The following is a 21,120-nucleotide window of genomic DNA, read 5'->3' on the forward strand; positions in this document are numbered from 1 at the left end:
CCGACCACGACACCGACCCCGACACACGATCCAACTCACCAATCTCGACCCACCCCCAGCAGCGACCACCGAATCGCGGAGTTGCCACGTGGCACACCCACGCGGTCGCGCCCGTGCACGCACAGATCCTCTGCCGGTCGCGTCTCACTGAACCTGGCTCCACCGCGGGAGGGCTGGGGTGGGCGTGACTGATCAGCCGGTCCGGCCGGCTGTTCCAGCTCTGATCTCCGGTCGGGCCCCTCGTGGGCGGATGGTCCGGCCATCACGGCCAAGGTATCGAGCAGTGCTCGACGCAACAGCTCGTCGAGGAGTCGCCTGCCTGCCATGCCGTCCTCGACGTAGGTGCAGCACGAGCCGGCCGGCGGACCAGGCCGGGCGTGCCGCAACGTTGATCAGCCGGACGCGCAGGGTCCGGTCCGAGCCAGGTGTGCAGCGCCCGGCCAGGACGCCCGCGGCGCGTGGTTGTGGACGATCGCGGCGCAGACCAGCCAGCCCACGCGCGCCGAACGGCCGGAGGGCAGGTGCGACGCTCCTCAGGTCGGCTGCGAGCATCGGGGCCTGGCTGTCGGTGAACATCACGTGGTAGCGGTCGGTGGCGAACCCTGTGCTGCCCGCCGCCTTGTCTGGCGAGCTGCGCGGGGTCGGGGCCATGGTGGGCGGGGTTGAGGCGGTGGACCCGGCGCACGACGATCCCGGTCGCGGCGGGCATGATCGCTCCGGCCGCGATGCCCTGGACAGCGCGGAGAGCAGTCGGGCAGTGATGTGCTCGGTCTTGCCGCGGTGAACGCGGTGAACTCGGTGTCGGCGACCTCGGTGCGGGCGGGCCGGGGGCTTCCTGATGGAGCGTTCGCCGTTCTGCGCAGCGTCTGAACGTCACGGTCGCCGACATCGCCCACTCGATCGCCGTCGCGCGCGACTTCGGAGCCCCCGCAGCGATCTTCGATACCCGATGCCGTCGTCCGCAACCCCCGGCGACGATGTCGTCACACTCCGCCCCGATCGGATCGGCGACCCTGCCCGTACGTGACTAGTCTCGACGCCAGTCGCGCGCGAGGAGGCCGGAACGTGAACTCGACCTCGCCCGTGGGCGGTTCCGTGGACGCGCGTCCCCGCGACATCCGGGTGCTGCTCGTCGAGGACGACGCCGCCGACGCGGTGCTCGTGACGGAGCTCTTCGCCGACGTCGGGGAGATCTCCCACGTGGTCCACGTGCAGAGCCTCGCCGAGGCGGAGCCGAGGCTGCGTGAGGCCGACTGCGTGCTGCTCGACATGAACCTTCCCGACGCGGTGGGGCTCGGCGCCCTCGCCCGCCTGCTGGCCGTGGAGGGCCATCCCGCGGTCGTCGTCCTCACCGGCGACGTCGACGAGACCCGTGGTCGCGCCGCGGTCGCCGCCGGTGCCGAGGACTACCTGATCAAGGGCCGGGTCGACGGGCAGCTGCTGACCCGCGCCGTCCAGTACGCCGTCGAGCGGCGGCACGCCGAAAGACTCGCCACGCAGCTGCACCAGGCTCGCGTCCACGAGCAGGAGAACCGCCGCCTCGGCCGTGGGCTGCTCCCGACGCCGCTGCTGCAGGACGCCACCGTCGCCGTGACGACCCGGTACGAGCCCGGTCGGCGGCAGCTCCTGTTGGGCGGCGACTTCTACGACACGATCGAGACCGACGACGGCACCCTGCATGTCATCATCGGCGACGTCAGCGGGCACGGCCCGGACGAGGCTGCCGTCGGTGTGAGCCTGCGGATCGCGTGGCGCACCCTCATCCTCGCCGGCGTGCCCGCCGGTCATGTGCTTCCGGTGCTCGACCGGGTCCTCGTCACCGAACGTCACGACGCCACGCTGTTCACCACCGTCGCGATGGTCTCGGTGTCCGCCGACCGTCGCCACGCCGACCTCTACCTCGCGGGCCATCCGCCACCCTTGTTGATCGACGGCACGACGCCCGCCCCGCTGCCCGACCACGCCCTCGGGGTCCCGCTGGGGGTGCAGGTCGGCACCACCTGGGCCGCGGTCGATGTGCCGCTGCCCCCGGACTGGGCGCTGCTCCTCTACACCGACGGTCTCATCGAGGCCCGCAACGCGGCAGGCGAGCTGCTGTGGACCGACGGGCTGCTGAACCTGTTGTCCCCCACGCTCGCCGAGGCCGGGCGCGACTGGCAGACACGGCCGGACACCGTCCTCGACAGCCTCCTCACCAAGGTCGACGCGCTCGCGCCGATCCGCGGCGACGACCGCGCCCTCGCGCTCCTCACCAGCGCTTCGACGTCGCAGGGCGCGGCGGCCGCGACCATCTCGGCGCATCCGCAGGACGGGCCGGAGCGCAGGACCCTGCGGCACCGCTACGCCCCCGACCCCGGTGCGTGCGGTCAGGTCCGCCGCGACGTGCGCTCCTTCCTGGCGCGCTGGCAGGTCGACGAGGACACCGTGGAGGACGCGCTGCTGGTCGTCAGCGAGCTGGCCAGCAACGCCGTCGACCACGCCCGCACACCGTTCGGCCTCACCGCCACGCTGACGCCGGGGAACCTGCTGGTCGAGGTCACCGACGGCTCGCCCGCCGAGCCACGCCTGCAGCCGTTCGACGCCAGGGCGGAACGCGGACGGGGTCTGCAGATGGTGCAGGGACTCTCGTCGGGGTGGTCGTTCCGTCGGGAGGGCGCGGGCAAGACGGTGTCGGCCGACGTGACCGTCGCGGCGATGAACCTGGACCCCTGACCACCACCATCCCGCGCCGCACGATCCGGACAGGTTCCCGGGGACGTCGGTGGGTACCCGCCCCTGGCTGGGCGAGGGTCCCGCCGGAGAGGCGGGCCCTCGCCGGCTCGGCACCGACAAGGCGCCGGCCGGGGGCCCGAGACCCCTCCCGCCCCCGGCCGACGCCGGGATGTTCGGCGCGCGGACCTGGATCGGTTCGACAGCGCACAGATCCTGTAGCCAATGCCCATGATCGTCGCTTCAGTGGATGAGGGTCGTCTTCGTCGCTCATGCGCCGGGAACAGTGATCACGCGGGTGGGGCTCCACCGGCCGAAGGCCGAGGTCGCCGACCACCTGAACCCGCACGATCATCGACGCCGGGACATGCCGACACACACCCCGGCACACCCCGCCCGGCGTGGCACGGCCCGGGATCGCCCATGGACGCGACGTACCCATCCCTCGGCCGGGGATGCGGCCGGCGGTTTGCGCGGATCCTCACCGGGGCATCCCGTCGCTGAACCCGGCTCCCCGCATGCCGACGGTGATGATGGAGGAACGGCGCATGCGACAGCGCTACCGGCCCGATCGCGAGTCCTGCGTCCAGGTCCGGCGTGACATGCGCGCATTTCTCGACCGGTGCCAGGTCGACGCGGACGCCGCGGCGGACGCGTTGCTGATCGCCAACGAGCTGGCGTGCAACGCTGTCGACCACGCCCACACCCCGTTCAGCCTGACCGCCACGCTGACCCCGGGGAGCCTGCGGATCGAGCTGACCGACGGCTCGGCCGAGGAGCCGCGCCTGCAGCCGCACGACACGGCCGCCGTCCGCGGCCGCGGCCTGCAGATGGTCGCGCACCTGTCGTCGAGGTGGTCGTTCCGGCGCCACGGTGGCGGTAAGACGGTCGTCGCGGACGTCGTGCTCCCGGCGATGAACGTGTCCGCCTGACATTCGCGTTCGTCGCCGTCACCGGCACGTTCGTCGCGGCGCACGGGAGCGCAGTTTGTCCGGCCGTGCGGCGGGGAAATGCCTGAGGACATCGGACCCGGCCGATGCAGCCTCCGACGCGGGGGCTGTCGTCACCGGGTCCTCACCCGCCACGCCGACAGGGCGCGGCCCGATCGTTGCGTGGTCCGGCACGGGCTGCGCTGAGAGGACGCCGGTGCGCTCCGTCGGCATCGAGGAAGAGTTCGTGCTGGTCGACCCGGACACCGCCGCGGCGGCCGCCGTGGCGAGCACGGTCCTGCGGATCGACAAGGCCGAGCGGGGGACGTCGGGCGCGCCGGACGACGAGGGCGGCGAGCTCACCTCCGAGCTGCACCGCGAGCAGCTGGAGACGGGCACCCGGCCCAGCCACACCCTCGACGAGCTGCGCGCCGAGGTCGTCGACCGCCGGGCGGACGCGCGCCGGGCGGCCGAGAGCGCCGGGGTCGTGCCCGTCGCCCTGGCCACCTACCCGCTCGCCGTCGAACCGACGGTCTCGGCGGGCGCCCGGACCCGGCGCATCCTCGAACGGTTCGGCCGGACGGCCCAGGAGCAGCTGACGTGCGGCTGCCACGTCCATGTCGGGGTCGAGTGCGCCGACGAGGGCGTGGCCGTGCTCGACCGGATGCGTCCGTGGCTCGCCGTGCTGGCCGCCCTGTCGGTGAACTCCCCGTTCTGGAACGGTGAGGACTCGAACTACGCGAGCTACCGCAGCCAGGTGTGGTCGCGCTGGCCGTCGGCCGGACCGTTCTCCCTGTTCGGGTCCGCGGAGCGCTACACCGCGGTGGAACGCGCGATGCTCGGGACCGGCACGTTGCTGGACGAGGGCATGATCTACTTCGACGCCCGGCTCTCCCGCCGGCATCCGACGGTCGAGATCCGGGTCGCCGACGTCTGCCGCGAACCCGACGACGCCGTGCTCGTCGCCGCACTGGCGCGGGCGCTCGTCGACACCGCCGCGGCGCAGTGGCGTGCCGGCGTCGACCCCGACCCGGTACCGGCGGAGGTGCTGCGCCTCGCGGCCTGGCGGGCGGGCCGGTCGGGCATGGCGGGCGAGCTCGTCCACCCGGCGACGTGGACGCCCGCGCCTGCGCGCACCGTCGTGGACGACCTGGTCGCACACGTGGAGCCGGCGCTGACGGCCGCGGGCGACCTGGCCGTCGTCACCGAACTGGTGGACGCGGTCGTCCGTCGTGGCACCGGGGCCGATCGTCAGCGGGCGGTGCACGCCCGGACGCGGGACCTGCGGGCGGTGGTGCTCGACGCCGCGGACGCCACCTACCTCGTCACGAACTGAGACGACCGCGTCCCCCGTCCGGGTCGTTTGCGGGGGCGTGCACGGGGAACCGATGCTCTACATCGGGTGAGGTGTGGGGGGCGCATGGACAGCGACGAGCGGTCGACGCTCTCCGACGTGCGTGGCGCCACGACGCCACGCCGCGCCGTCCTGCGGTCCGTCGCCGTCGCGATGCTCGTGGTCGTCGTGCTGGCCGGACTGGCCGGGCTGCTCGGTGTCCGCAGCACCACGACCACGACCGTCGACGGGCCGTGGACGGTGTCGGTCGAGTACGCCTGGGTCGCCCGGGCCGGGCTCGACGTCCCGTGGTCCGTCACCGTGCACCGCGACGGCGGGTTCTCCGGCCCGGTCACCGTGGCGGTGACGGCAGGCTACTTCGACATCTACGAGAGCCAGGGCCTCGATCCCGAACCGGCCTCGCAGACCGCCGACGCCACCCGTCTGTACTGGACGTTCGACCCGCCGCCGGGCGAGGACCTCACCATCGACTTCGACGCCTACATCCAGCCCTCGAGCCAGCTCGGCGAGTCCGGTGAGGTGTCCGTGGTCGACGGCGGCGCCCCGCGGGCCACGGTGTCCTTCTCGACCTTCCTGCTGCCCTGATGCCGAAGGAGCGGTGAACCGATGGAACTCGTCGTGCGGGCCGTCGTCATGTTCGGCTTCCTGTGGCTCGTCACCCGGGTCGCCGGGCGCTCCACCCTCGGTGAGCTGAGCACCTTCCAGCTGCTGCTCTACGTCACCATGGGCGACCTCGTCCAGCAGTCCATCACGCAGCAGGACTACTCGGTGACCTCCGGCATCCTGGCCGTCAGCACGTTCGCGGTGCTCACCATCGCGATCTCGTGGGCCAACACGCGCTGGCGACGGGTCCGCCCGCTGACCCACGGGGTGCCGGTCGTGATCGTGCGCTCGGGCGATCCGCTGCTCGACGTCATGACCAGGGAACGCCTGCCCGTCAACGACCTGATGGCCGCGGCGAGGGAGAAGGGGATCCGTCGCTTCACCGAGATCGACCTGGCGGTGCTGGAGACCGACGGCAAGATCTCCTTCTTCACCTCGACGGCCGGCGACAGCGGCTCGCCCGAGCGTCCGTCGGTCGGTTGAGGCGCCACCGGCGCCCGGCGGTCACGTCGCCGGGTGCCTGCCGGGGCCGGGCAGGAGCGCGCGCATCACCGCGCCGGTGACCACCATGCGGCCGATCATGATCGTCGCGAACTCCTCGACGACCGGACCGATCCGCGTGCGGACGTCGTCGTCCACGACGAGGCGGGCCTGCGGCAGCAGCGGGATCAGCTCGTCGACGACGACGGTTCGCGCGACCCCGATCAGGTCGCGCTGGGCGGTCTGGAGCACACCGGACCGGTGCAGGGGCGACAGCGCGACGTGCGCCGTCGCCAGGAACGGCGGCCACAGCGCGAGGTGCCGGTAGAGGCTGGCGTGGGCGGCGCTCGCCCCGAGCCTGCCCAGCGCGTCGCACGCGAGGACGAGCGCCCGCAGGTCCGGGGACAACGCGTCCATCGGCGGGAGCGGGGGAACCGCCGCGGCGGGCGGCGCGGCGACCGGCGCGGTGCTCCCGTTCCCGGTCCGGGCGCCGGCGCCCGGACCGGGCCCGCCCCGCAGGAGGACGTCGATCGCGGTGAAGACGAGGAAGTTCGTCGAGTTCGCCCGGTTGTAGAAGTCGACCAGTCCCGCGACGTCGTGGCGGGCGGCCTCGTCGACGCCCAGCACCGACCACACCTCGTGGGGCACCGGCTCGACCCCGCCGGGCACGGCGCGCGCTCCGATCTCCGCGGACCGGGCGGCCAGCTCCCCGGTCAGGTACAACGGCCGGACGGCGCGCCAGACCGCCTGCAGCGCACCGGGAACGGTCGCCAGGTGCCGCCAGATCAGGTTGACGAACGGCAGCCCGAGCGTCGCGCGCAGGTCCGCGAAGACCTCCGCGGTGGCGCCGACCGCCTCTTCCTCACGGACCGCGGGGATCGGATCGGCGGTCATGTCGGCGGCTCCTGACGTCGTGGCCTCACACCGCCGTCGACGTTCTCACGGGTGCGTCGGTCGCCGCGAGCACCTCGGCCTCGGTGACCCCCGGGGCCGTCTCGACGAGGACGAGCCCGTCGTCGGTGACGTCGAGGACGGCGAGGTCGGTGATGATCCGGTTCACCACGCCCATCCCGGTGTAGGGCAACGTGTTCTCGCGCAGGATCTTCGGGGACCCGTCCTTCGCGGTGTGCTCCATCAGCACGATGACACGCCGGGCGCCGTGGACCAGGTCCATCGCCCCGCCCATGCCCTTGACCATCTTGCCGGGCACGGCCCAGTTGGACAGGTCGCCCTTCTCCGAGACCTGCATGGCGCCCAGGACGGCGACGTCGAGGTGGCCGCCGCGGATGATCCCGAACGACAGGGCGGAGTCGAAGTACGACGCGCCCGGGCGGATCGTCACGGTCTCCTTGCCGGCGTTGATGAGGTCGGGGTCGACGTCGTCGGGCGCCGGGTAGGGGCCGGTGCCGAGGATGCCGTTCTCGCTGTGCAGCACCACGTGCACGCCGTCGGGCAGGAACCCGGGGATGAGCGTGGGCAGGCCGATGCCGAGGTTGACGTACTCGCCGTCACGCAGCTCGGCGGCGGCACGCGCGGCCATCTCGTTGCGGGACAAACTCATCGCTCGACCTCCGTGACCGTGATCTTCTCGATGCGCTTCTCGACGTCGGGTGCGTGGACGACGTGTTGGACGAACACCCCCGGCAGGTGGATGCCTGCGGGATCGAGCTCGCCGGGTTCGACCAGCTCCTGCACTTCGGCGATCGTGACCCGCCCGGCCATGGCGCACAACGGGTTGAAGTTCTGCGCGGTCTTCTCGAACACCAGGTTGCCGTACCGGTCCCCCTTGGCCGCGGAGACGAGCGCGAAGTCGGTGACGATCGCGTTCTCCAGCACGTGCGGGACCCCGCCGAAGTCGCGGACCTCCTTCGCGGGCGACGCGACCGCGACGGACCCGTCGGCGGCGTAGCGCCACGGCAGGCCGCCGTCGGCGATCTGGCTGCCGACCCCGGCCGGGGTGAAGAACGCCGGGATGCCGCAGCCGCCGGCGCGCAGCCGCTCGGCGAGGGTGCCCTGTGGGCACAGCTCGACCTCGAGCTCACCGGACAGGTACTGGCGGGCGAACTCCTTGTTCTCCCCGACGTAGGAGCCGGTCACCCGGGCGATCCGCTTGTCGGACAGCAGGATCCCCAGGCCCCAGTCGTCGACGCCGCAGTTGTTCGACACGACCTGCAGGCCGCCGACGCCGAGGCCGTGGAGTGTCGCGATGAGCGTGGACGGGATGCCGCACAGCCCGAAGCCGCCCACGGCGAGGGTGGCGCCGTCGGTGATGCCTGCGAGCGCCTCGTCGGCGCCGATCACCTTGTCCATGTCGTTCCTTTCCGGTCGTGGGTGCCGGGTCAGCCGGCGAAGGCGGTGACGGTGCGGGACGGGCTGGGGCGCCCCAGGCGCCCGGCCAGCCAGATGCTGGTGTCGACCATCCGGTGCAGGTCGACGCCCGTCTCGACGCCGAGCCCGTGCAGCTGCCAGAGCAGGTCCTCGGTGGCGAGGTTGCCGGTGGCCGAGCCCGCGTAGGGGCAGCCGCCCAGCCCGCCCGCGGACGTGTCGAACCGGGTGACGCCGCGGCGCAGCGCGGTCAGGGCGTTGCTCAGTGCCTGGCCGTAGGTGTCGTGGAAGTGCACGGCGAGGGCGTCGATCCCGATTCCGGACGCGACCAGGGCGTCGAGGACGTCCTCGACGCGGCCGGGTGTGGCGACCCCGATCGTGTCGCCCAGGCTCAGCTCGGTGCAGCCCAGCGCCATCATCCGGGTCGCGACGGCGACCACATCGCGGGTCGGGACCGGCCCCTCCCACGGGTCGCCGAACACCATCGAGAGGTAGCCGCGCACGCCTATCCCGGCGTCCCGGGCACGCGCCACGACCGGCGCGAACATCTCGAGCGACTCGTCGACACCGCGGTTGAGGTTGCGTCGGGCGAAGGTCTCGGTGACGCTGCCGAAGACCGCGATGTCACGCACCCCGAGGTCCAGCGCGCGGTCGAGACCACGCTCGTTCGGAACCAGGACCGGGTACCGCACCCCGGGCGCGGGAACCACCATGCGCAGCAGGTCCTCGGCATCGGCGAGCTGGGGAACCCACTTGGGGTGCACCATGCTCGTGGTCTCCACCACGGTGTGCCCCGCGTCGACGAGCCGGTCGACGAACTCGGCCTTGACCTCCACCGGCAGGACGGTCGACTCGTTCTGCAACCCGTCGCGCGGACCGACCTCGCAGATCGTGACCCGCGAAGGCAGCGGTAGCCCGTCGAAGGGTGTGACCCCGAAGTCCACCGCCACCGCCTCCCCGCGCACGAGCGGTCGTCGCGTCGTGCGAGCTGTCGCGCGAAGCGAATCCCGACGACCGCCCCGGCCTCCACAACCTGTCCACTGAGCGGACATAATCGGGCGGAGACGGCCGCTGGACGGACGAAAGGCGGGACGATGCAGCCATCCCTCGGGACGTCGGTGATCGCCAAGGTCGGGCTCGTCCTGCGCACGGTCGGGACCACCGACACGGCCGGGGCCACGACGTCGGCCGTCGCCAGGGGGACCGGGCTGCCCCGCCCGACGACACACCGGCTCCTCACCGACCTCGCCGACCAGGGCTTCGTCGACCGCAACACCGACACCGGCCGCTGGCACCTCGGTCCCGAGCTGTACCTGCTCGGCACCGTGGCGGCCGCGCGCTACGACGTCAGCGGCCACGTCCGTGACGTCCTCGCCGACCTCGCCGAGCAGACGGGCGAGAGCGCCTACTTCTCCGTGCTCCGCGGCCGGGAGACCGTCTGCCTCGCCGAGTGCGAAGGGAGCTTCCCGCTGCGCTCGCACGTCCTCTACGAGGGCATCCGCTTCCCGCTCGGCGTCGCGTCCGCGGGTCTCGCGCTGCTGTCGCACCTGCCCGGCGTCGAGGCGCGCGACTACATCGCCGCCACCGACCTCACGACGCGCTGGGGCAGGTCGCACTCCCGGCGCGCATTGCGGTCCAGGGTGAGCGCGACGCTGGAGCGCGGGTACGCGGTCAACCCGGGCCTGCTCGTCGAGGGCAGTTGGGGCCTCGCCGCCGTCGTGTTCGACCGGGCGGGCCGCCCGCGGTCCGCCCTGACCCTCACCGGCGTGCGGTCGCGCTTCACCGACGAGCGGATCCCCACCCTCGGCCGGATGCTCCTCGACCGCGCCCATCTCCTGAGCAGACACGCGTAGCCCCACCGACCAGCAGGGACCGACCGGCACCCCCGAGCCGGCCCGCTCCCGTGGCCGGCGGGGGCCGCGGCGGCCACGGGAGCGGGCCGGGGGTGGTCACACCGCGGGCGGGGTGCCCTCGGCATTGCCCACGACGGCGTCGACCTGGATCAGCGCACCACCCGGCAGGGCCGAGACGCCCACGGTCCGGCGGGCGGGGACACCGCCGGGGAAGAACGTGGCGTAGACCTCGTCCACCGCGGCGATGTCGGCGATGTCGGTGAGGAAGAGGTTCACCTTGACGACGTCGTCGAGCGAGTGGTCGACGCTCTCCACGATCGCCCTGATGTTCGCGAGGCACTGCCGCGCCTGGTCCGCGATGCCGCCGCCGACCTGCTCCCCGGTCGCCGGGTCGATCGGCAGCTGGGCGGTGACGTGGTTGTAGTGCGAGAAGGCCACGCTCTGCGTCGACAGCGGGCTGCGGGGCGCCGCATCGGTGTCGTTCGCCCGGATGACGATCCCGTGCCGGTCCTCCACCTCCTGCGGCGGCGTGCCGTCGCCGTGCGAGACGACCGCCTCGATCTGCACGAGGGCACCCTGCGGCAGGGCCGCCGCCTCCACCACGGTGCGGGCGGGGACGTAGCCCACTGCCCGGGCGACGGCCGTGTCCGGGAAGAAGGTCGTGTAGACCTCGTTCACCGCGTCGACGTCCGCGAGGTCCGTGAGGAAGATCGTGACGCGGACGATGTCGTCGAAGGGGACGTCGATCCCCTGCAGGACGGCCTTGACGTTGGCCAGGCACTGCGCGGTCTGCTCGGCGACGCCACCGGCCACGAGCTCACCCGTCGCCGGGTCGATCGGCAGCTGGGCCGAGATGTTGTTGTAGTGCGAGAACGCCACCGCCTGCGAGGAGCCCGGGCTCCGCGGTGCCGCGTCGGTGCCGGCGACGACCTTGACGAGGTCCCCCGCCTGCGGGGCGTTCGGAATCGTGCCCTCGCCGTGGGCGACGAGGGCGTCGATCTGTACCGCGGCGCCCAGCGGCAGCGCGGCGACGGCGACGGTCGTGCGGGCGGGCACGTAGCCGGTGAAGGCGGACGCGACGACCGTGTCGACGGTGTCGGCGTCGGCGATGTCGGTGACGAACACGGAGAGCCGGACCACGTCGTCGAGGACGTGGTCGATGCCCTCGACCACGGCCCGGAGGTTCGCGAGGGCCTGGCCGGCCTGCTCCTTCACACCGCCCGGGACGACCTCGCCGGTCGCGGGGTCGATCGGGAGCTGCCCCGAGACGTTGTTGTAGTGGGAGAAGGCGACGGTCTGGGAGTACGGACCGATCGGCTTCGGCGCCTGCTCCGGGTTCCGCGCCAGGACTGCGTTGAGGTCACTCATGTCGGGCACCACTTTCTGGTCGACAAACACAGCGATGGTGTCCGGCGACCCCGGCGCGGATCAGCCGCGCCGGGGGGATCGGCCGGGGGAACCGTGCTGCGGCCAGGTGTCGGACGGCGGCCCGGCGAGGTGGTCACCCTGCACGGGTGAGCCGGGTGCGGCCACCCGTGTCTAGCGTCCCCCGGCGGCCGACGACTCCCGCCCGGGACAGGAGAAGGACATGAGCGACACGACGACCCATCCGTCGAGCGGCGACCCGACGTCGACCCGTCCGGCCTCGACGGGGTGGTCGACGGGATTCAGCGTCTTCGCGGGCGTCTTCCTGATCGTCTCCGGGATCTGCCAGGTCCTCGCGGGGATCGCGGCGCTGGTCCGGGACCAGGTGTACGTCGCCACCCCGAACTACGTCTACTCGTTCGACGTGACGACGTGGGGCTGGATCCACCTGGTGGTCGGTGCCGCGATGGCGCTGACGGGTCTGGGAGTCGTGCAGGGGCAGACGTGGGCACGCATGGTCGGCATCGTGCTGGCCGGGCTGAGCGCCATCGCCAACTTCATGTTCCTGCCCTACTACCCGGTCTGGTCCCTCGTCCTGATCGCGCTCGACGTCGTCGTGATCGCCGCGCTCGTCCGCGAGCAGCGTGCGGCCGCCTGACCGGGGAGGCGCTCCGTGATCACCGCACACCTGGCGCGGCCGCGATGACCGCCCTGGACCCGGCGCCGCTGACGACCGTCGACGAGGCGGACGAGCTGGATCCGCGGGAGGCGCCGGCCGAGCACCACGAGCGCGGCCGCGCCGCGCGCGCCGCCGTCCCGCGGTCCGCGCACGCGGAGCTCCCGGCCCGCCGCGGTCCCGGCGCCCTGCGGCTGCTGGCCGCGCAGGACGTCGGCCGCGTGCCCGAGCTCCTCCCGTTGCGCTACGCCCGGATGTCGGCGTCGCCGTTCACCTTCCTGCGCGGCTCGGCCGCCGTCATGACGGCCGACCTCGCCCGCACCCCGGTGAGCGGTATCGAGGTGCAGCTGTGCGGGGACGCGCACCTCGCGAACTTCGGCTTCTTCTCCTCGCCGGAGCGTCGGCTCGTGTTCGACGTCAACGACTTCGACGAGACCCTGACCGGCCCCTGGGAGTGGGACGTCAAGCGGCTCGCGGCCAGCGTCGAGGTCGCCGGGCGGGACCGCCTGTTCGCCCCGGCCGACCGGGAGCTCGCCGTGCTCGCCGCACTCCGCGGCTACCGCAAGGCGATGCGCCGCTACGCGCGGATGACCACCCTCGAGGTCTGGTACGACCACCTGGAGGCCGAGGACGCGCTCCGCCGCTACCGGAGCCGGATCGCCCCCGGCCGGCGGTCCCGGATGGAGCGGAACCTCGACAAGTTCCGGTCCCGCGACAACCTCGGGGCCCTCGCCCGGTTCACCGGCCTCGTCGACGGGACGCCGCGGATCCGGTCGGCACCCCCGCTGGTGGTGCCCGTCCGCGAGATGTACCCGGACGAGGTCGCCCGGCGCGGGATCGAGGACTGGCTCCAGGAGATCCTCGTCGGGTACCGGGAGAGCCTGCCGCCGGACCGGTGCTGGCTCTTCGACCGCTACCGCGCGGTCGACGCCGCGCACAAGGTCGTCGGCGTCGGCAGCGTCGGCACCCGCTGCTGGATGCTGCTGTTCCTCGGACGCGACGCCGCCGACCCCCTGTTCCTGCAGGCCAAGGAAGCCGGGCCGTCCACGCTCGAGTCCGTACTCGGTGCCGCACCCCAGGCCACGGCCGGGCAACGGGTGGTCGAGGGCCAGCGCCGGATGCAGGCCGTCGGCGACATCTTCCTCGGCTGGCAGCGTGCGGCCGGGCCGGACGGCCTGGAACGCGACTTCTACCTGCGCCAGCTCCGGGACGGCAAGGGGTCCATCGACCTCACCGTCCTGCGGGCGAGCGGCCTGGTCATCTACGCCGACCTGTGCGGGCGGACGCTCGCGCGCGCACACGCACGCAGCGGCGACCGGATCGCGATCGCCGGCTACCTGGGGTCGTCGGACTCGTTCGACCGCGCGATCGCCGCGTTCGCCCGTGCCTACGCCCAGCGCACCGAGTCCGACCACGCCGCGCTCCGCCGCGCCATCGACGCCGGGAGGATCGCGGTCGTCGAGGACCCGAAGTGATCGACCCGTCGTTCGCACCGGCCACGGCGGAGCGACCGGAGGGGGCTGATGACCCGTCGTGACATCGTCCGCACGCTGGTGAGCGCGGGTCTCGTCGTGATCGCCTACTACGTGGCGCCCTTCGGCGAGAACGTCATGACGGGGGACGCGTGGCTGCGCGGCGGCCTGCTCGCGATCGTCCTCGCGCTGCTGGTGCTGGTCGTCGGGCGGCGGGTGGATCAGGAGCTGCAGACGCCGAACCCGGCGCGCGCCGGTCCCCTGCTCGTGGCGCTCGTCGCCGGCGTCGTCACCTTCGCCCTCGCCGATCTCGTCGTCGCCACGACGATGCCGGGCCAGTTCGTGGACCTGCGGACGAAGACCGACGCCCTGTACTTCTCGCTCACCACGCTGACCACCGTGGGCTACGGCGACGTGCACGCGGAGGGCCAGGTGGCCCGGGGCCTGGTCGTCGCCCAGCTGGTCTTCGACGTCGCGGTGCTGGCGACGGCGGCCCGCGCCCTCGTCGGCACCGCCCGCGGCGCCCGCGTCTCCGGCGGCGGCCGGGTCGGCGCCGCGCCGGCCACGGTCCGCGGCCCCGGACCGTGGCACCGCAGTCGACCGTGACCGGCACCGCGGCCCGCGCACGGCGACATCCTCCGCCGCGGGTGACGACGCAGCCCCCCGGCCCCAGCAACGTTCGTCCCGAGCCCGGGTGAGAGGCGGTCGTGCCATGCAGAGCGAGACAACTCCCGACACGCGACGACGGATGGCCGCGGTCGGCGCACTCCTGTCCCTCGCCGCCGGGCTCGCGGTGGTCGTCTGGGCCCTCTGGCGCCACCCGCTGTGGCTGCCCCTCGCCCTGGTCCTGCTGCTGGTGACCGTCCTCGCGGCCTGGACGGCGCTCGTGCACCGCGGCGCGATGCGGATCGGCGCGGCGGTCGTCGCCGTCGCCGCGCTCGTCGGCGTGGTCGTGCTGCTCGACATCAGGTCGGTCGTCGCTCTCGTGCTCGTCGTCGCCCTCGCGGCGCTCGCCACCGCGGCGGCCCGGGTCGCCCTCGGTTCCGCGACAGCCGCCACGCCGGCGGCCGGCGCGCACCGGGTCGGCCCGGCCCGGCGGGGTGTGCTGCTGATGAACCCGTGGTCCGGGGGCGGCAAGGTCGGGCGGTTCGCCCTCGTGGAGGAGGCCGCCCGGCTCGGGGTCACGGCGATCGTGCTGAAGCGTGGCGACGACCTGCGGCAGCTCGCGGAGCAGGCCGTCGCCGACGGCGCGGACGTGATCGGGATGGCCGGCGGCGACGGCTCGCAGGCACTCGTCGCGGACGTCGCGCGCAGCCACGACCTGCCGTTCGTCTGCGTGCCCGCCGGCACCCGCAACCACTTCGCACTCGACCTGGGCCTCGACCGCGACGACGTCGCCGCGGCCCTCGCCGGGTACGGCGACGCCGTGCAACGCCGGATCGACCTCGCCCTGGTCGGTGACCGCATCTTCGTCAACAACGCCTCGATGGGCGTCTACGCGACCGTGGTGCAGTCGCAGGCGTACCGGGACGCGAAGGTGTCGACGGCGGCCGGGATGCTGCCGGACCTCCTGGGACCCGGCGCGAAACCGTTCGACCTGCGGTTCACCGGCGCCGACGGCGAGCCCGTCGACACCGCCGACGTGCTGCTGGTGTCCAACGGGGTCTACCGGCTCGACGACCTGCGCGGCTTCGGGACCCGCGAGCGTCTCGACGCCGGGGTGCTCGGGATCGTGTCGGTCACGGTCGGCCGCGAGGTGGGCAGGCTCGTGGCCGCCCAGGCGGGCCGCCGTCTCGGGCAGTTCGCGGGCTACCGCGAATGGACGGCGCCGGACTTCGTCGTCGATTCCGCGGACGAGCTGGTCGACGTCGGGGTCGACGGCGAGGCCCTGCGTCTCCCGACGCCGCTGCGGTTCCGGGTCCTGCCCGGGGCGCTTCAGGTGCGGACGCCCCTCGACGCCCCCGGCGCGCCTCCCGTCGGCGTCGCGCACGCGGGTGTCGGCCGGGCGGTCGTGGGGCTGGTGCGGGTCGCCGGCGGCAAGGAGTGGACGGCCGCCTAGAGATCGCCCGGCCCGACTCGCCCGCGGCGCACCGGTCACGCCGGCGGAGCGGTGAGCACCGTGATGCCGGACCAGACGAGATACGCGCCGAACACCCCGAGGAACACCACGGTGATCAACCTGCGGTGCCGGCGGGTGCCGTCGGCGAGACGTTCGAGCAGCTCCTGGCACAGCTCGGGCCGGCGCAACGACATCAGCAGCGCCGTCAGCGGCAGGAGGCACCAGATGGCGGTGTAGACGGCGACCTGGAAGAGCCGGTCGAGCGAGTCCGTCGTGCTGGCGACGATCGCGTTGAGGGCCGCCAGGTAGACCAGCCCGGGCAGGTGGGTCAGGATCCCCGCGTACGCGGCCCCCCGCACCGTCATCCCGTCCAGCATCCGCTGCGTCCACGTCGGCTCGTCGGGCGGGCGGGTGCTGCGCCGCCGTGGCGCCCACCCGGCCCAGGCGGCGCACGCGTACCCGAGCGCTGCACCGCCGAGCACGAGGTCCAGCACCGGCCGTGGCGCCGACGACGACGTCGTGGACAGCAGCCCCCGCAGCAGCACCATCACGACGATGCCGACCGCGATGCTGAACGCGGCTGCCGCCACCACGTACACCAGCAGCAGCCGCTGGGGGGTGCGGGTGGCGAGAATCGCGAACACGGCGGCGACCGTCGTCGGGCGGACGATCGTGGTCAGGGCGAGCAGGAGCGCCTCGGTGCTCATCCCGCCTCCCGGACGGCCTCTCGCTCTCAGCTGCTCGGCAGCCGCGGCTTCCCGTCGCCGGACGGCGTGTCGGGTACGTCCTCCGGCGGGGTGCTGGGCACATCCTCCGACGTGCCGGGTGCGGCCCCGTTGCCCTCGGCGTGTCCGTGTCTTCGGCTCCTGCGGGCCGCCTTGCGCGCAGCCTTGGCCGCTGCGGCCTCCTCCGGCTCCATGGGCGTGTCGCGCAGCAGCACGGCCGCCCACCGCGCCTGCGGGTCGATGTCGACGAGCAGCGCCTTGCACAGCAGCGTCAGCGGGATCGCCAGGATCGCCCCCAACGGGCCCAGCAGCCAGGCCCAGAAGACCAGCGCGACGAACGTGACGGTCACCGACAGACCGACCGCGTCCCCGATGAACCTCGGTTGAATGATCGATTGGACGATGAAGTTCAGCACGCAGTAGACGACGACCACCGCGATCGCCAGCGACCAGCCGCCGGTCAGCAGGGCGAGCAGCGCGGGCGGGATGACCCCGATGATGAAACCGACGTTCGGGATGTAGTTGGTGACGAACGACAACAGCCCCCACGTCAGGGCCAGCGGAATCCCCATGATCGCCAGCGCCGCCCAGTCCAGGAGCGCCACGATGAGCCCGAACACCGTCGTGACGAGCAGGTACTGACGCGTGCCCCACGCGAAATGGGTGAGCGCGGCCGAGACCTGGGGCCGGTCCCGGCCTATCGAGGCCAGCCGCACCCCCGCTCCCCCGGACTCCACGGACAGGAAGAGCAACAGGGCCAGCAGGAAGACCAGGTTCGACGCGAGTCCCGCGACACTGCCGAGGATCGCGCCCACGACACCCGCCAGCTTGCCGAGGTCGAGCGATCCGCGCGCCGCGGCCAGCTGGTCGGGGCCGACCCCGAAGCGGGCGAGCTCGCCGACGAGCCCGTTGACCATCCCGTCGGCCTTCGCGGAGTACTGCGGCAGCTCCGTGGCGAGCTGGGCGACGGAGAGGATCAGCCCGAAGGCGAGGACCAGCAGCAACCCGTAGACGAGCAGGATCACGACCAGCGTCGTCGCCCAGCCGGGCCAGCCCTTGCGCCGCAGCCACCCCTGGACCGGCGCCACCGCGATCACGATGATCAGCGCCATGAAGGCGGGGCCGATCAGCCAGGCCACCGCCTGCGCCCCGGCCACGACGACGACCACCGAGGCGGCCCCGAGCAGGACGACGAGCGCGCGCGGGATCGCCCGCCTCGCGTTGCTGACAGCCGGGTCGCCCGCGGGCGCGCCGGCACCGGTCTGCGGAATCGTCACGCCGGGACCGTAGGACCCGACCACGCTCCCGGACGTCACCCGGAACGGGCGAGCCCGTGCCGTGACGGACCCTCACCCTCCGAGGACGATGCCTGCCGCCCGCGATCCCGAACAGGCTGACCCGCCGGGGCCGTCACTGCTCGCGCGTGAGTCCGGGACGGACCCGCCCGGCGGGAACGAGGAGGCGACCCGGTGACCCTGGTCGAGGTCATGGAGCACACGGCCACCGCCTTCGAGATCCTCGGCGCGGCCACGCTGGTGGCCGGTACGGTCCTGGCGGTGGCGCTCGCGATCCGGGTGCTCGTCCGGTCCCGCGGGGGTCGCCCGGCCTACCTCACGTTGCGTGAGGCGTTCGGCGGCGCCCTCCTGCTGTCCGTGGAGATCCTCGTCGCCGCCGACCTGCTGCGCACGGTGGCGGTCACACCGACCGTGACCGACGTCGTCGTCCTCGGCCTGATCGTGCTGATCAGGACCTTCCTCAGTTTCTCGCTCGAGATCGAGCTGGAGGGTGTGCCGCCGTGGCGACGGGCCCTGGTCACAGGGGCCGGCCACCTGGCGGCGGCCACGGCCCGGGCCCGCGAACGGGCCGCCCCGCCCCGGTCGTAGGTGGACTACGGGTCCTCCCGTGCCGCGGCATCGATCCGGGCTGCACGATCCCGGCGCTCGCGCTGGCGGTGGCCGTGCGCCACCTGACGGACGGTGGCGTCGTCCTCGAGCCCCGACCCGACCGCGCCGGCGACGACACCCAGGATCGTCGCGAGCACCACGACCCGGACGTAGTCACCGAACCCGGCCGCGTGGCCGACGACGCGGGTCAGGTACTCGGGCGGGACGATCACCGACGCGACGACGGAGTTCAGCGTCAACAGTGCCAGCGAGAACACCGCGGTCCCGACGACGAGGGTCAGGACCGTGCCCGCGTTCAGCAACCCCCGGAGGTCTCGTTGGGGCACACTCCGCTCCCACAACCGGTGCCCCACGATCAGCCAGCCGGTGAACAGCACGAGCGAGCCGACGTAGGCGCACGCGAGGCGCCACGGGTCCAGTGCGGTCGCGAGCTGCCACAGGTTCGAGTACATGAGCCCGAAGGCCGAACCGGCGATGCCACCGGCCAGCGCGGCCGAGAGCCCGAGGGCCAGCCGCCAGGGCCTGTTGGCGCGGACCGCCCCGGCGAGCAGCCGCACCCCGCCCCGCCTGGTCACGACCGCCGCATCAGATGACCCGGACCGGTCCCCGGGCCGGCGCAGCAGCTCCCCTCCCCGCACGCCACCGCGTGCGCCCGGCACCGGTTCCACCTCGAGGAGCCGGCCCACGAGCTCGACGACCGCATCCCTCAGGCGCGGCAGCAGCCGCACGCCCCCGAGCGCGGGCACGGACACGACTGCGACGTTGTCGCCGTCCGCCACCTCGGCGACGACGGGAACGCCACCCGCGGTCGCCGGAACGTCCGTCAGACAGATCGCGGTGTCCCACCGGGTGCGCCGGACACGCTCCCGGGCCCGCTCGAGTGCTCCCTCGCCGCGGTCGTTGGCCTCGAACGGCTCGACGACGGTCTCCACCAGCCAGGTCCACGGCGCGTCGAGCCGTGCGGCGAGGACCTGCGGCAGCCCGTCCGCGAGACGACGGGCGAGCTCCCCCGGCAGGTTCGGGTCGGCGAGCAGGCCGACGACGGGCCCGGTGTCGGTCTCATTCGGCATGGCCGAGCCCTACCCGGCACATCGTCCCTCACACGCGTCACGCAGGGGCCCCGCCATCCCAAGGATCCGGGTCGAGATGACGCGCCGATCCAGGTGTGGTCCTGCTCACACCGGGTAGACGCGGCGCACCCCGGCGCCACCGACGACGCGACCGGGCGACGACGAGGACCCACCGTGAACATCACCGGTACGACACTCGGCCCGTTCGTCGCGTGGCTGGTCACCCGGGAACGGGACGAGCAGACCCGGCGACGCCACCGGATGGTCGTCGAGCACTACCTGGTGTGGTGCCGCACCGAGCGCGTCCCCCGCCACGAACGCAGAGCCCGCTACCTCGCCGTCCCCCCGGGCGGGATCACCGGCGATCACGCCGCCGAGGCCCTGGAGAGATTCGACGAGTTCCGCCGGATCCAGGCACTCACCGAGGTCGCCGACCGCTGAGCCCGGCCGCCACGTTCCGGGTGCGGTGGGACCGCCGTGACGGTTCCGCGCCACGTCAGGTTCGCGAGTGCGCGGGCTGTGCACGCGCGGCCAGGACAGCGGAGACGCAGAGCAGGACCACGCCGGCCCCGGCACACGCCATCACCCCCACGGCGCTCTGCAGCACCGCGCACAGGACCGTGGCGGCCAGCGCGACCACGAAGGCCCGGGGCCGACCGTGTCAGAAGCCCACCGACGCCGCACCCTTCAGCCGCAGCAGGGCTCGTGCCTCGTCAGGGGTGGCGACGTCGATGCTCAGGGCGTCCAGCACCGCACGGACACGGCGGACCTGCTCTCCGTTGCTGACGGCCTGTCGGCCGGGACCGATCCACAACGAGTCCTCCAGGCCGACCCTGACGTGCGAACCCATCACCACGCCCATCGTCGCCAACGGCATCTGCGCCTTCCCGGCCCCCAGGACCGACCATTCGTACCCGTCTCCGAGCAGCCGGTCCGCCGTTCGTCTCATGTGTGACACGTCGTCCGGGTGCGCCCCGATGCCACCAAGAAGGCCGAACACCGACTGGACGAACAGTGGACCCGACACAAGGCCGCGGTCACGGAAGTGGGCGAGGTTGTAGATGTGTGACGTGTCGTAGCACTCGAACTCGAACCGGGTGCCGTTCGCCTCGCCGATCGCGATGATGCGCTCGATGTCGGCGAAGGTGTTCTTGAAGACGACATCACGCGAGGCCTCCAGGGCCGGCCGTTCCCACGCGTACCGGAACGTCGTGCTCCGCTCCAGCATCGGGTAGAGCCCGAAGTTCATCGAACCCATGTTGAGCGACGCGAGCTCCGGGGCGAACTCCGCGGCCGGCCGCACCCTCTCGTCGACGGTCATCGCCGGGTTCCCGCCCGTCGTCAGATTGACGATGGCGTCGGTGTGGCCCTTCAGCCTGCGCAGGATCGGCTCGAAGTGGGCCGGGTCCTGCGAGGGTCGACCGTCCATGGGGTCGCGGGCGTGCAGGTGCAGGATCGCCGCGCCGGCCTCCGCGGCCTCCAGAGCGGACTCCGCGATCTCCGACGCCGAGACCGGCAGGTGCGGTGACATCGACGGTGTGTGGATCGCACCCGTCACCGCACAGGTGACGACGACCTTGCGCCTGCTCGCCACGC

At 73.0% G+C, this 21,120-nt stretch carries 21 protein-coding genes; 12 read left to right on the forward strand and 9 right to left on the reverse strand.

Annotated features, from left to right (window positions below; genetic code table 11):
• Positions 1 to 1,065: 1,065 nt before the first annotated feature.
• The 5 genes from PSU4_RS05660 to PSU4_RS05680 all read left to right on the forward strand — a co-directional run bounded on the left by PSU4_RS05660 (position 1,066) and on the right by PSU4_RS05680 (position 6,078).
• Complete coding sequence (locus PSU4_RS05660) at positions 1,066 to 2,712, forward strand: ATP-binding SpoIIE family protein phosphatase (protein ID WP_186816761.1); 1,647 nt, start codon at positions 1,066 to 1,068, stop codon at positions 2,710 to 2,712.
• A gap of 515 nt (positions 2,713 to 3,227) precedes the next feature.
• Positions 3,228 to 3,641 (forward strand): ATP-binding protein, encoded by a 414-nt coding sequence (locus PSU4_RS05665; protein WP_222596172.1) that lies wholly within the window; start codon positions 3,228 to 3,230, stop codon positions 3,639 to 3,641.
• A gap of 214 nt (positions 3,642 to 3,855) precedes the next feature.
• Positions 3,856 to 4,974, forward strand: a complete 1,119-nt coding sequence (locus PSU4_RS05670) for a glutamate--cysteine ligase (RefSeq protein ID WP_222596173.1) — start codon at positions 3,856 to 3,858, stop codon at positions 4,972 to 4,974.
• A gap of 84 nt (positions 4,975 to 5,058) precedes the next feature.
• A complete protein-coding gene (locus tag PSU4_RS05675; RefSeq protein ID WP_147103117.1) occupies positions 5,059 to 5,577 on the forward strand; it encodes a hypothetical protein in 519 nt (172 codons plus the stop codon).
• Between the two features lie 21 nt (positions 5,578 to 5,598).
• A complete protein-coding gene (locus PSU4_RS05680) occupies positions 5,599 to 6,078 on the forward strand; it encodes a DUF421 domain-containing protein (protein WP_147103119.1) in 480 nt (159 codons plus the stop codon).
• Between the two features lie 21 nt (positions 6,079 to 6,099).
• On the opposite strand, the gene PSU4_RS05685 is transcribed toward PSU4_RS05680, so the two are convergent.
• Genes PSU4_RS05685 through PSU4_RS05700 form a run of 4 tightly spaced genes read right to left on the reverse strand, consistent with a single transcriptional unit; the run spans position 6,100 to position 9,344 of the window.
• Positions 6,100 to 6,969 carry a hypothetical protein gene (locus tag PSU4_RS05685; RefSeq protein ID WP_147103121.1) on the reverse strand — a complete coding sequence of 290 codons (870 nt, stop codon included), beginning with the start codon at positions 6,967 to 6,969 and terminating at the stop codon, positions 6,100 to 6,102.
• Positions 6,970 to 6,994: 25 nt separating this feature from the next.
• Positions 6,995 to 7,636, reverse strand: coding sequence for a CoA transferase subunit B (locus tag PSU4_RS05690; protein ID WP_147103123.1), 642 nt, complete (start codon positions 7,634 to 7,636; stop codon positions 6,995 to 6,997).
• Entirely contained in the window at positions 7,633 to 8,385 is a 753-nt protein-coding gene (locus tag PSU4_RS05695) for a CoA transferase subunit A (RefSeq protein ID WP_147103125.1), read from the reverse strand. Before PSU4_RS05695 ends, PSU4_RS05690 begins: the two co-directional genes overlap by 4 nt.
• A 29-nt stretch (positions 8,386 to 8,414) precedes the next feature.
• Positions 8,415 to 9,344 carry a hydroxymethylglutaryl-CoA lyase gene (locus PSU4_RS05700; protein ID WP_147103312.1) on the reverse strand — a complete coding sequence of 310 codons (930 nt, stop codon included), beginning with the start codon at positions 9,342 to 9,344 and terminating at the stop codon, positions 8,415 to 8,417.
• A 150-nt stretch (positions 9,345 to 9,494) separates the two neighbouring features.
• On the opposite strand from PSU4_RS05700, the gene PSU4_RS05705 reads away from it, so the two are divergent.
• Positions 9,495 to 10,253 (forward strand): IclR family transcriptional regulator, encoded by a 759-nt coding sequence (locus tag PSU4_RS05705; protein WP_147103127.1) that lies wholly within the window; start codon positions 9,495 to 9,497, stop codon positions 10,251 to 10,253.
• Between the two features lie 96 nt (positions 10,254 to 10,349).
• Here PSU4_RS05705 and PSU4_RS05710 read toward each other — a convergent pair whose 3' ends face one another.
• Complete coding sequence (locus PSU4_RS05710) at positions 10,350 to 11,621, reverse strand: RidA family protein (RefSeq protein ID WP_147103130.1); 1,272 nt, start codon at positions 11,619 to 11,621, stop codon at positions 10,350 to 10,352.
• A 220-nt stretch (positions 11,622 to 11,841) separates the two neighbouring features.
• Here PSU4_RS05710 and PSU4_RS05715 point away from each other — a divergent pair, with 220 nt between their 5' ends.
• From PSU4_RS05715 to PSU4_RS05730, 4 genes are all read left to right on the forward strand, one after another.
• The gene (locus PSU4_RS05715; protein ID WP_147103132.1) at positions 11,842 to 12,276 is read left to right on the forward strand and encodes a DUF7144 family membrane protein; all 435 of its coding nucleotides are present in this window, start codon (positions 11,842 to 11,844) and stop codon (positions 12,274 to 12,276) included.
• 44 nt (positions 12,277 to 12,320) lie between these two features.
• Entirely contained in the window at positions 12,321 to 13,769 is a 1,449-nt protein-coding gene (locus tag PSU4_RS05720) for a DUF2252 domain-containing protein (protein ID WP_147103133.1), read from the forward strand.
• 48 nt (positions 13,770 to 13,817) lie between these two features.
• Positions 13,818 to 14,372, forward strand: a complete 555-nt coding sequence (locus tag PSU4_RS05725; protein WP_222596175.1) for a potassium channel family protein — start codon at positions 13,818 to 13,820, stop codon at positions 14,370 to 14,372.
• A gap of 106 nt (positions 14,373 to 14,478) precedes the next feature.
• Positions 14,479 to 15,825: a diacylglycerol/lipid kinase family protein gene (locus PSU4_RS05730; RefSeq protein ID WP_147103135.1), complete on the forward strand. Its 1,347-nt coding sequence runs from the start codon at positions 14,479 to 14,481 to the stop codon at positions 15,823 to 15,825.
• A gap of 35 nt (positions 15,826 to 15,860) precedes the next feature.
• Here PSU4_RS05730 and PSU4_RS05735 read toward each other — a convergent pair whose 3' ends face one another.
• Positions 15,861 to 16,532, reverse strand: a complete 672-nt coding sequence (locus tag PSU4_RS05735) for a GAP family protein (RefSeq protein ID WP_147103137.1) — start codon at positions 16,530 to 16,532, stop codon at positions 15,861 to 15,863.
• Between the two features lie 26 nt (positions 16,533 to 16,558).
• On the reverse strand, positions 16,559 to 17,827 hold the full coding sequence (locus tag PSU4_RS05740) for an AI-2E family transporter (RefSeq protein ID WP_147103139.1): 1,269 nt from the start codon (positions 17,825 to 17,827) through the stop codon (positions 16,559 to 16,561).
• Between the two features lie 192 nt (positions 17,828 to 18,019).
• Between PSU4_RS05740 and PSU4_RS05745 the strand changes: the two genes are divergently transcribed.
• A complete protein-coding gene (locus PSU4_RS05745; RefSeq protein WP_186816763.1) occupies positions 18,020 to 18,433 on the forward strand; it encodes a DUF1622 domain-containing protein in 414 nt (137 codons plus the stop codon).
• Positions 18,434 to 18,438: 5 nt separating this feature from the next.
• Here the strand turns inward: PSU4_RS05745 and PSU4_RS05750 are convergent, their stop codons facing one another.
• A complete protein-coding gene (locus PSU4_RS05750; protein ID WP_147103141.1) occupies positions 18,439 to 19,524 on the reverse strand; it encodes a hypothetical protein in 1,086 nt (361 codons plus the stop codon).
• 174 nt (positions 19,525 to 19,698) lie between these two features.
• On the opposite strand from PSU4_RS05750, the gene PSU4_RS05755 reads away from it, so the two are divergent.
• Positions 19,699 to 19,965, forward strand: coding sequence for a hypothetical protein (locus PSU4_RS05755; protein WP_246114962.1), 267 nt, complete (start codon positions 19,699 to 19,701; stop codon positions 19,963 to 19,965).
• A gap of 220 nt (positions 19,966 to 20,185) precedes the next feature.
• On the opposite strand, the gene kce is transcribed toward PSU4_RS05755, so the two are convergent.
• Positions 20,186 to 21,118: a 3,5-dioxohexanoate:acetyl-CoA acetone transferase gene (gene kce, locus PSU4_RS05760; protein ID WP_147103143.1), complete on the reverse strand. Its 933-nt coding sequence runs from the start codon at positions 21,116 to 21,118 to the stop codon at positions 20,186 to 20,188.
• Positions 21,119 to 21,120: the final 2 nt, after the last annotated feature.

The organism is Pseudonocardia sulfidoxydans NBRC 16205, from assembly GCF_007989085.1.
GTDB lineage: Bacteria > Actinomycetota > Actinomycetes > Mycobacteriales > Pseudonocardiaceae > Pseudonocardia > Pseudonocardia sulfidoxydans.

Coding starts and splice junctions, on each gene's coding strand:
- PSU4_RS05735 (WP_147103137.1), bottom strand. CDS start 16,532: ATGAGCACCGAGGCGCTCCTGCTCGCCCTGACCACGATCGTCCGCCCG.
- PSU4_RS05695 (WP_147103125.1), bottom strand. CDS start 8,385: ATGGACAAGGTGATCGGCGCCGACGAGGCGCTCGCAGGCATCACCGAC.
- PSU4_RS05705 (WP_147103127.1), top strand. CDS start 9,495: ATGCAGCCATCCCTCGGGACGTCGGTGATCGCCAAGGTCGGGCTCGTC.
- PSU4_RS05675 (WP_147103117.1), top strand. CDS start 5,059: ATGGACAGCGACGAGCGGTCGACGCTCTCCGACGTGCGTGGCGCCACG.
- PSU4_RS05690 (WP_147103123.1), bottom strand. CDS start 7,636: ATGAGTTTGTCCCGCAACGAGATGGCCGCGCGTGCCGCCGCCGAGCTG.
- PSU4_RS05685 (WP_147103121.1), bottom strand. CDS start 6,969: ATGACCGCCGATCCGATCCCCGCGGTCCGTGAGGAAGAGGCGGTCGGC.
- PSU4_RS05725 (WP_222596175.1), top strand. CDS start 13,818: ATGACCCGTCGTGACATCGTCCGCACGCTGGTGAGCGCGGGTCTCGTC.
- PSU4_RS05710 (WP_147103130.1), bottom strand. CDS start 11,621: ATGAGTGACCTCAACGCAGTCCTGGCGCGGAACCCGGAGCAGGCGCCG.
- PSU4_RS05665 (WP_222596172.1), top strand. CDS start 3,228: ATGCCGACGGTGATGATGGAGGAACGGCGCATGCGACAGCGCTACCGG.
- PSU4_RS05720 (WP_147103133.1), top strand. CDS start 12,321: ATGACCGCCCTGGACCCGGCGCCGCTGACGACCGTCGACGAGGCGGAC.
- PSU4_RS05715 (WP_147103132.1), top strand. CDS start 11,842: ATGAGCGACACGACGACCCATCCGTCGAGCGGCGACCCGACGTCGACC.
- PSU4_RS05730 (WP_147103135.1), top strand. CDS start 14,479: ATGCAGAGCGAGACAACTCCCGACACGCGACGACGGATGGCCGCGGTC.
- PSU4_RS05680 (WP_147103119.1), top strand. CDS start 5,599: ATGGAACTCGTCGTGCGGGCCGTCGTCATGTTCGGCTTCCTGTGGCTC.
- PSU4_RS05750 (WP_147103141.1), bottom strand. CDS start 19,524: ATGCCGAATGAGACCGACACCGGGCCCGTCGTCGGCCTGCTCGCCGAC.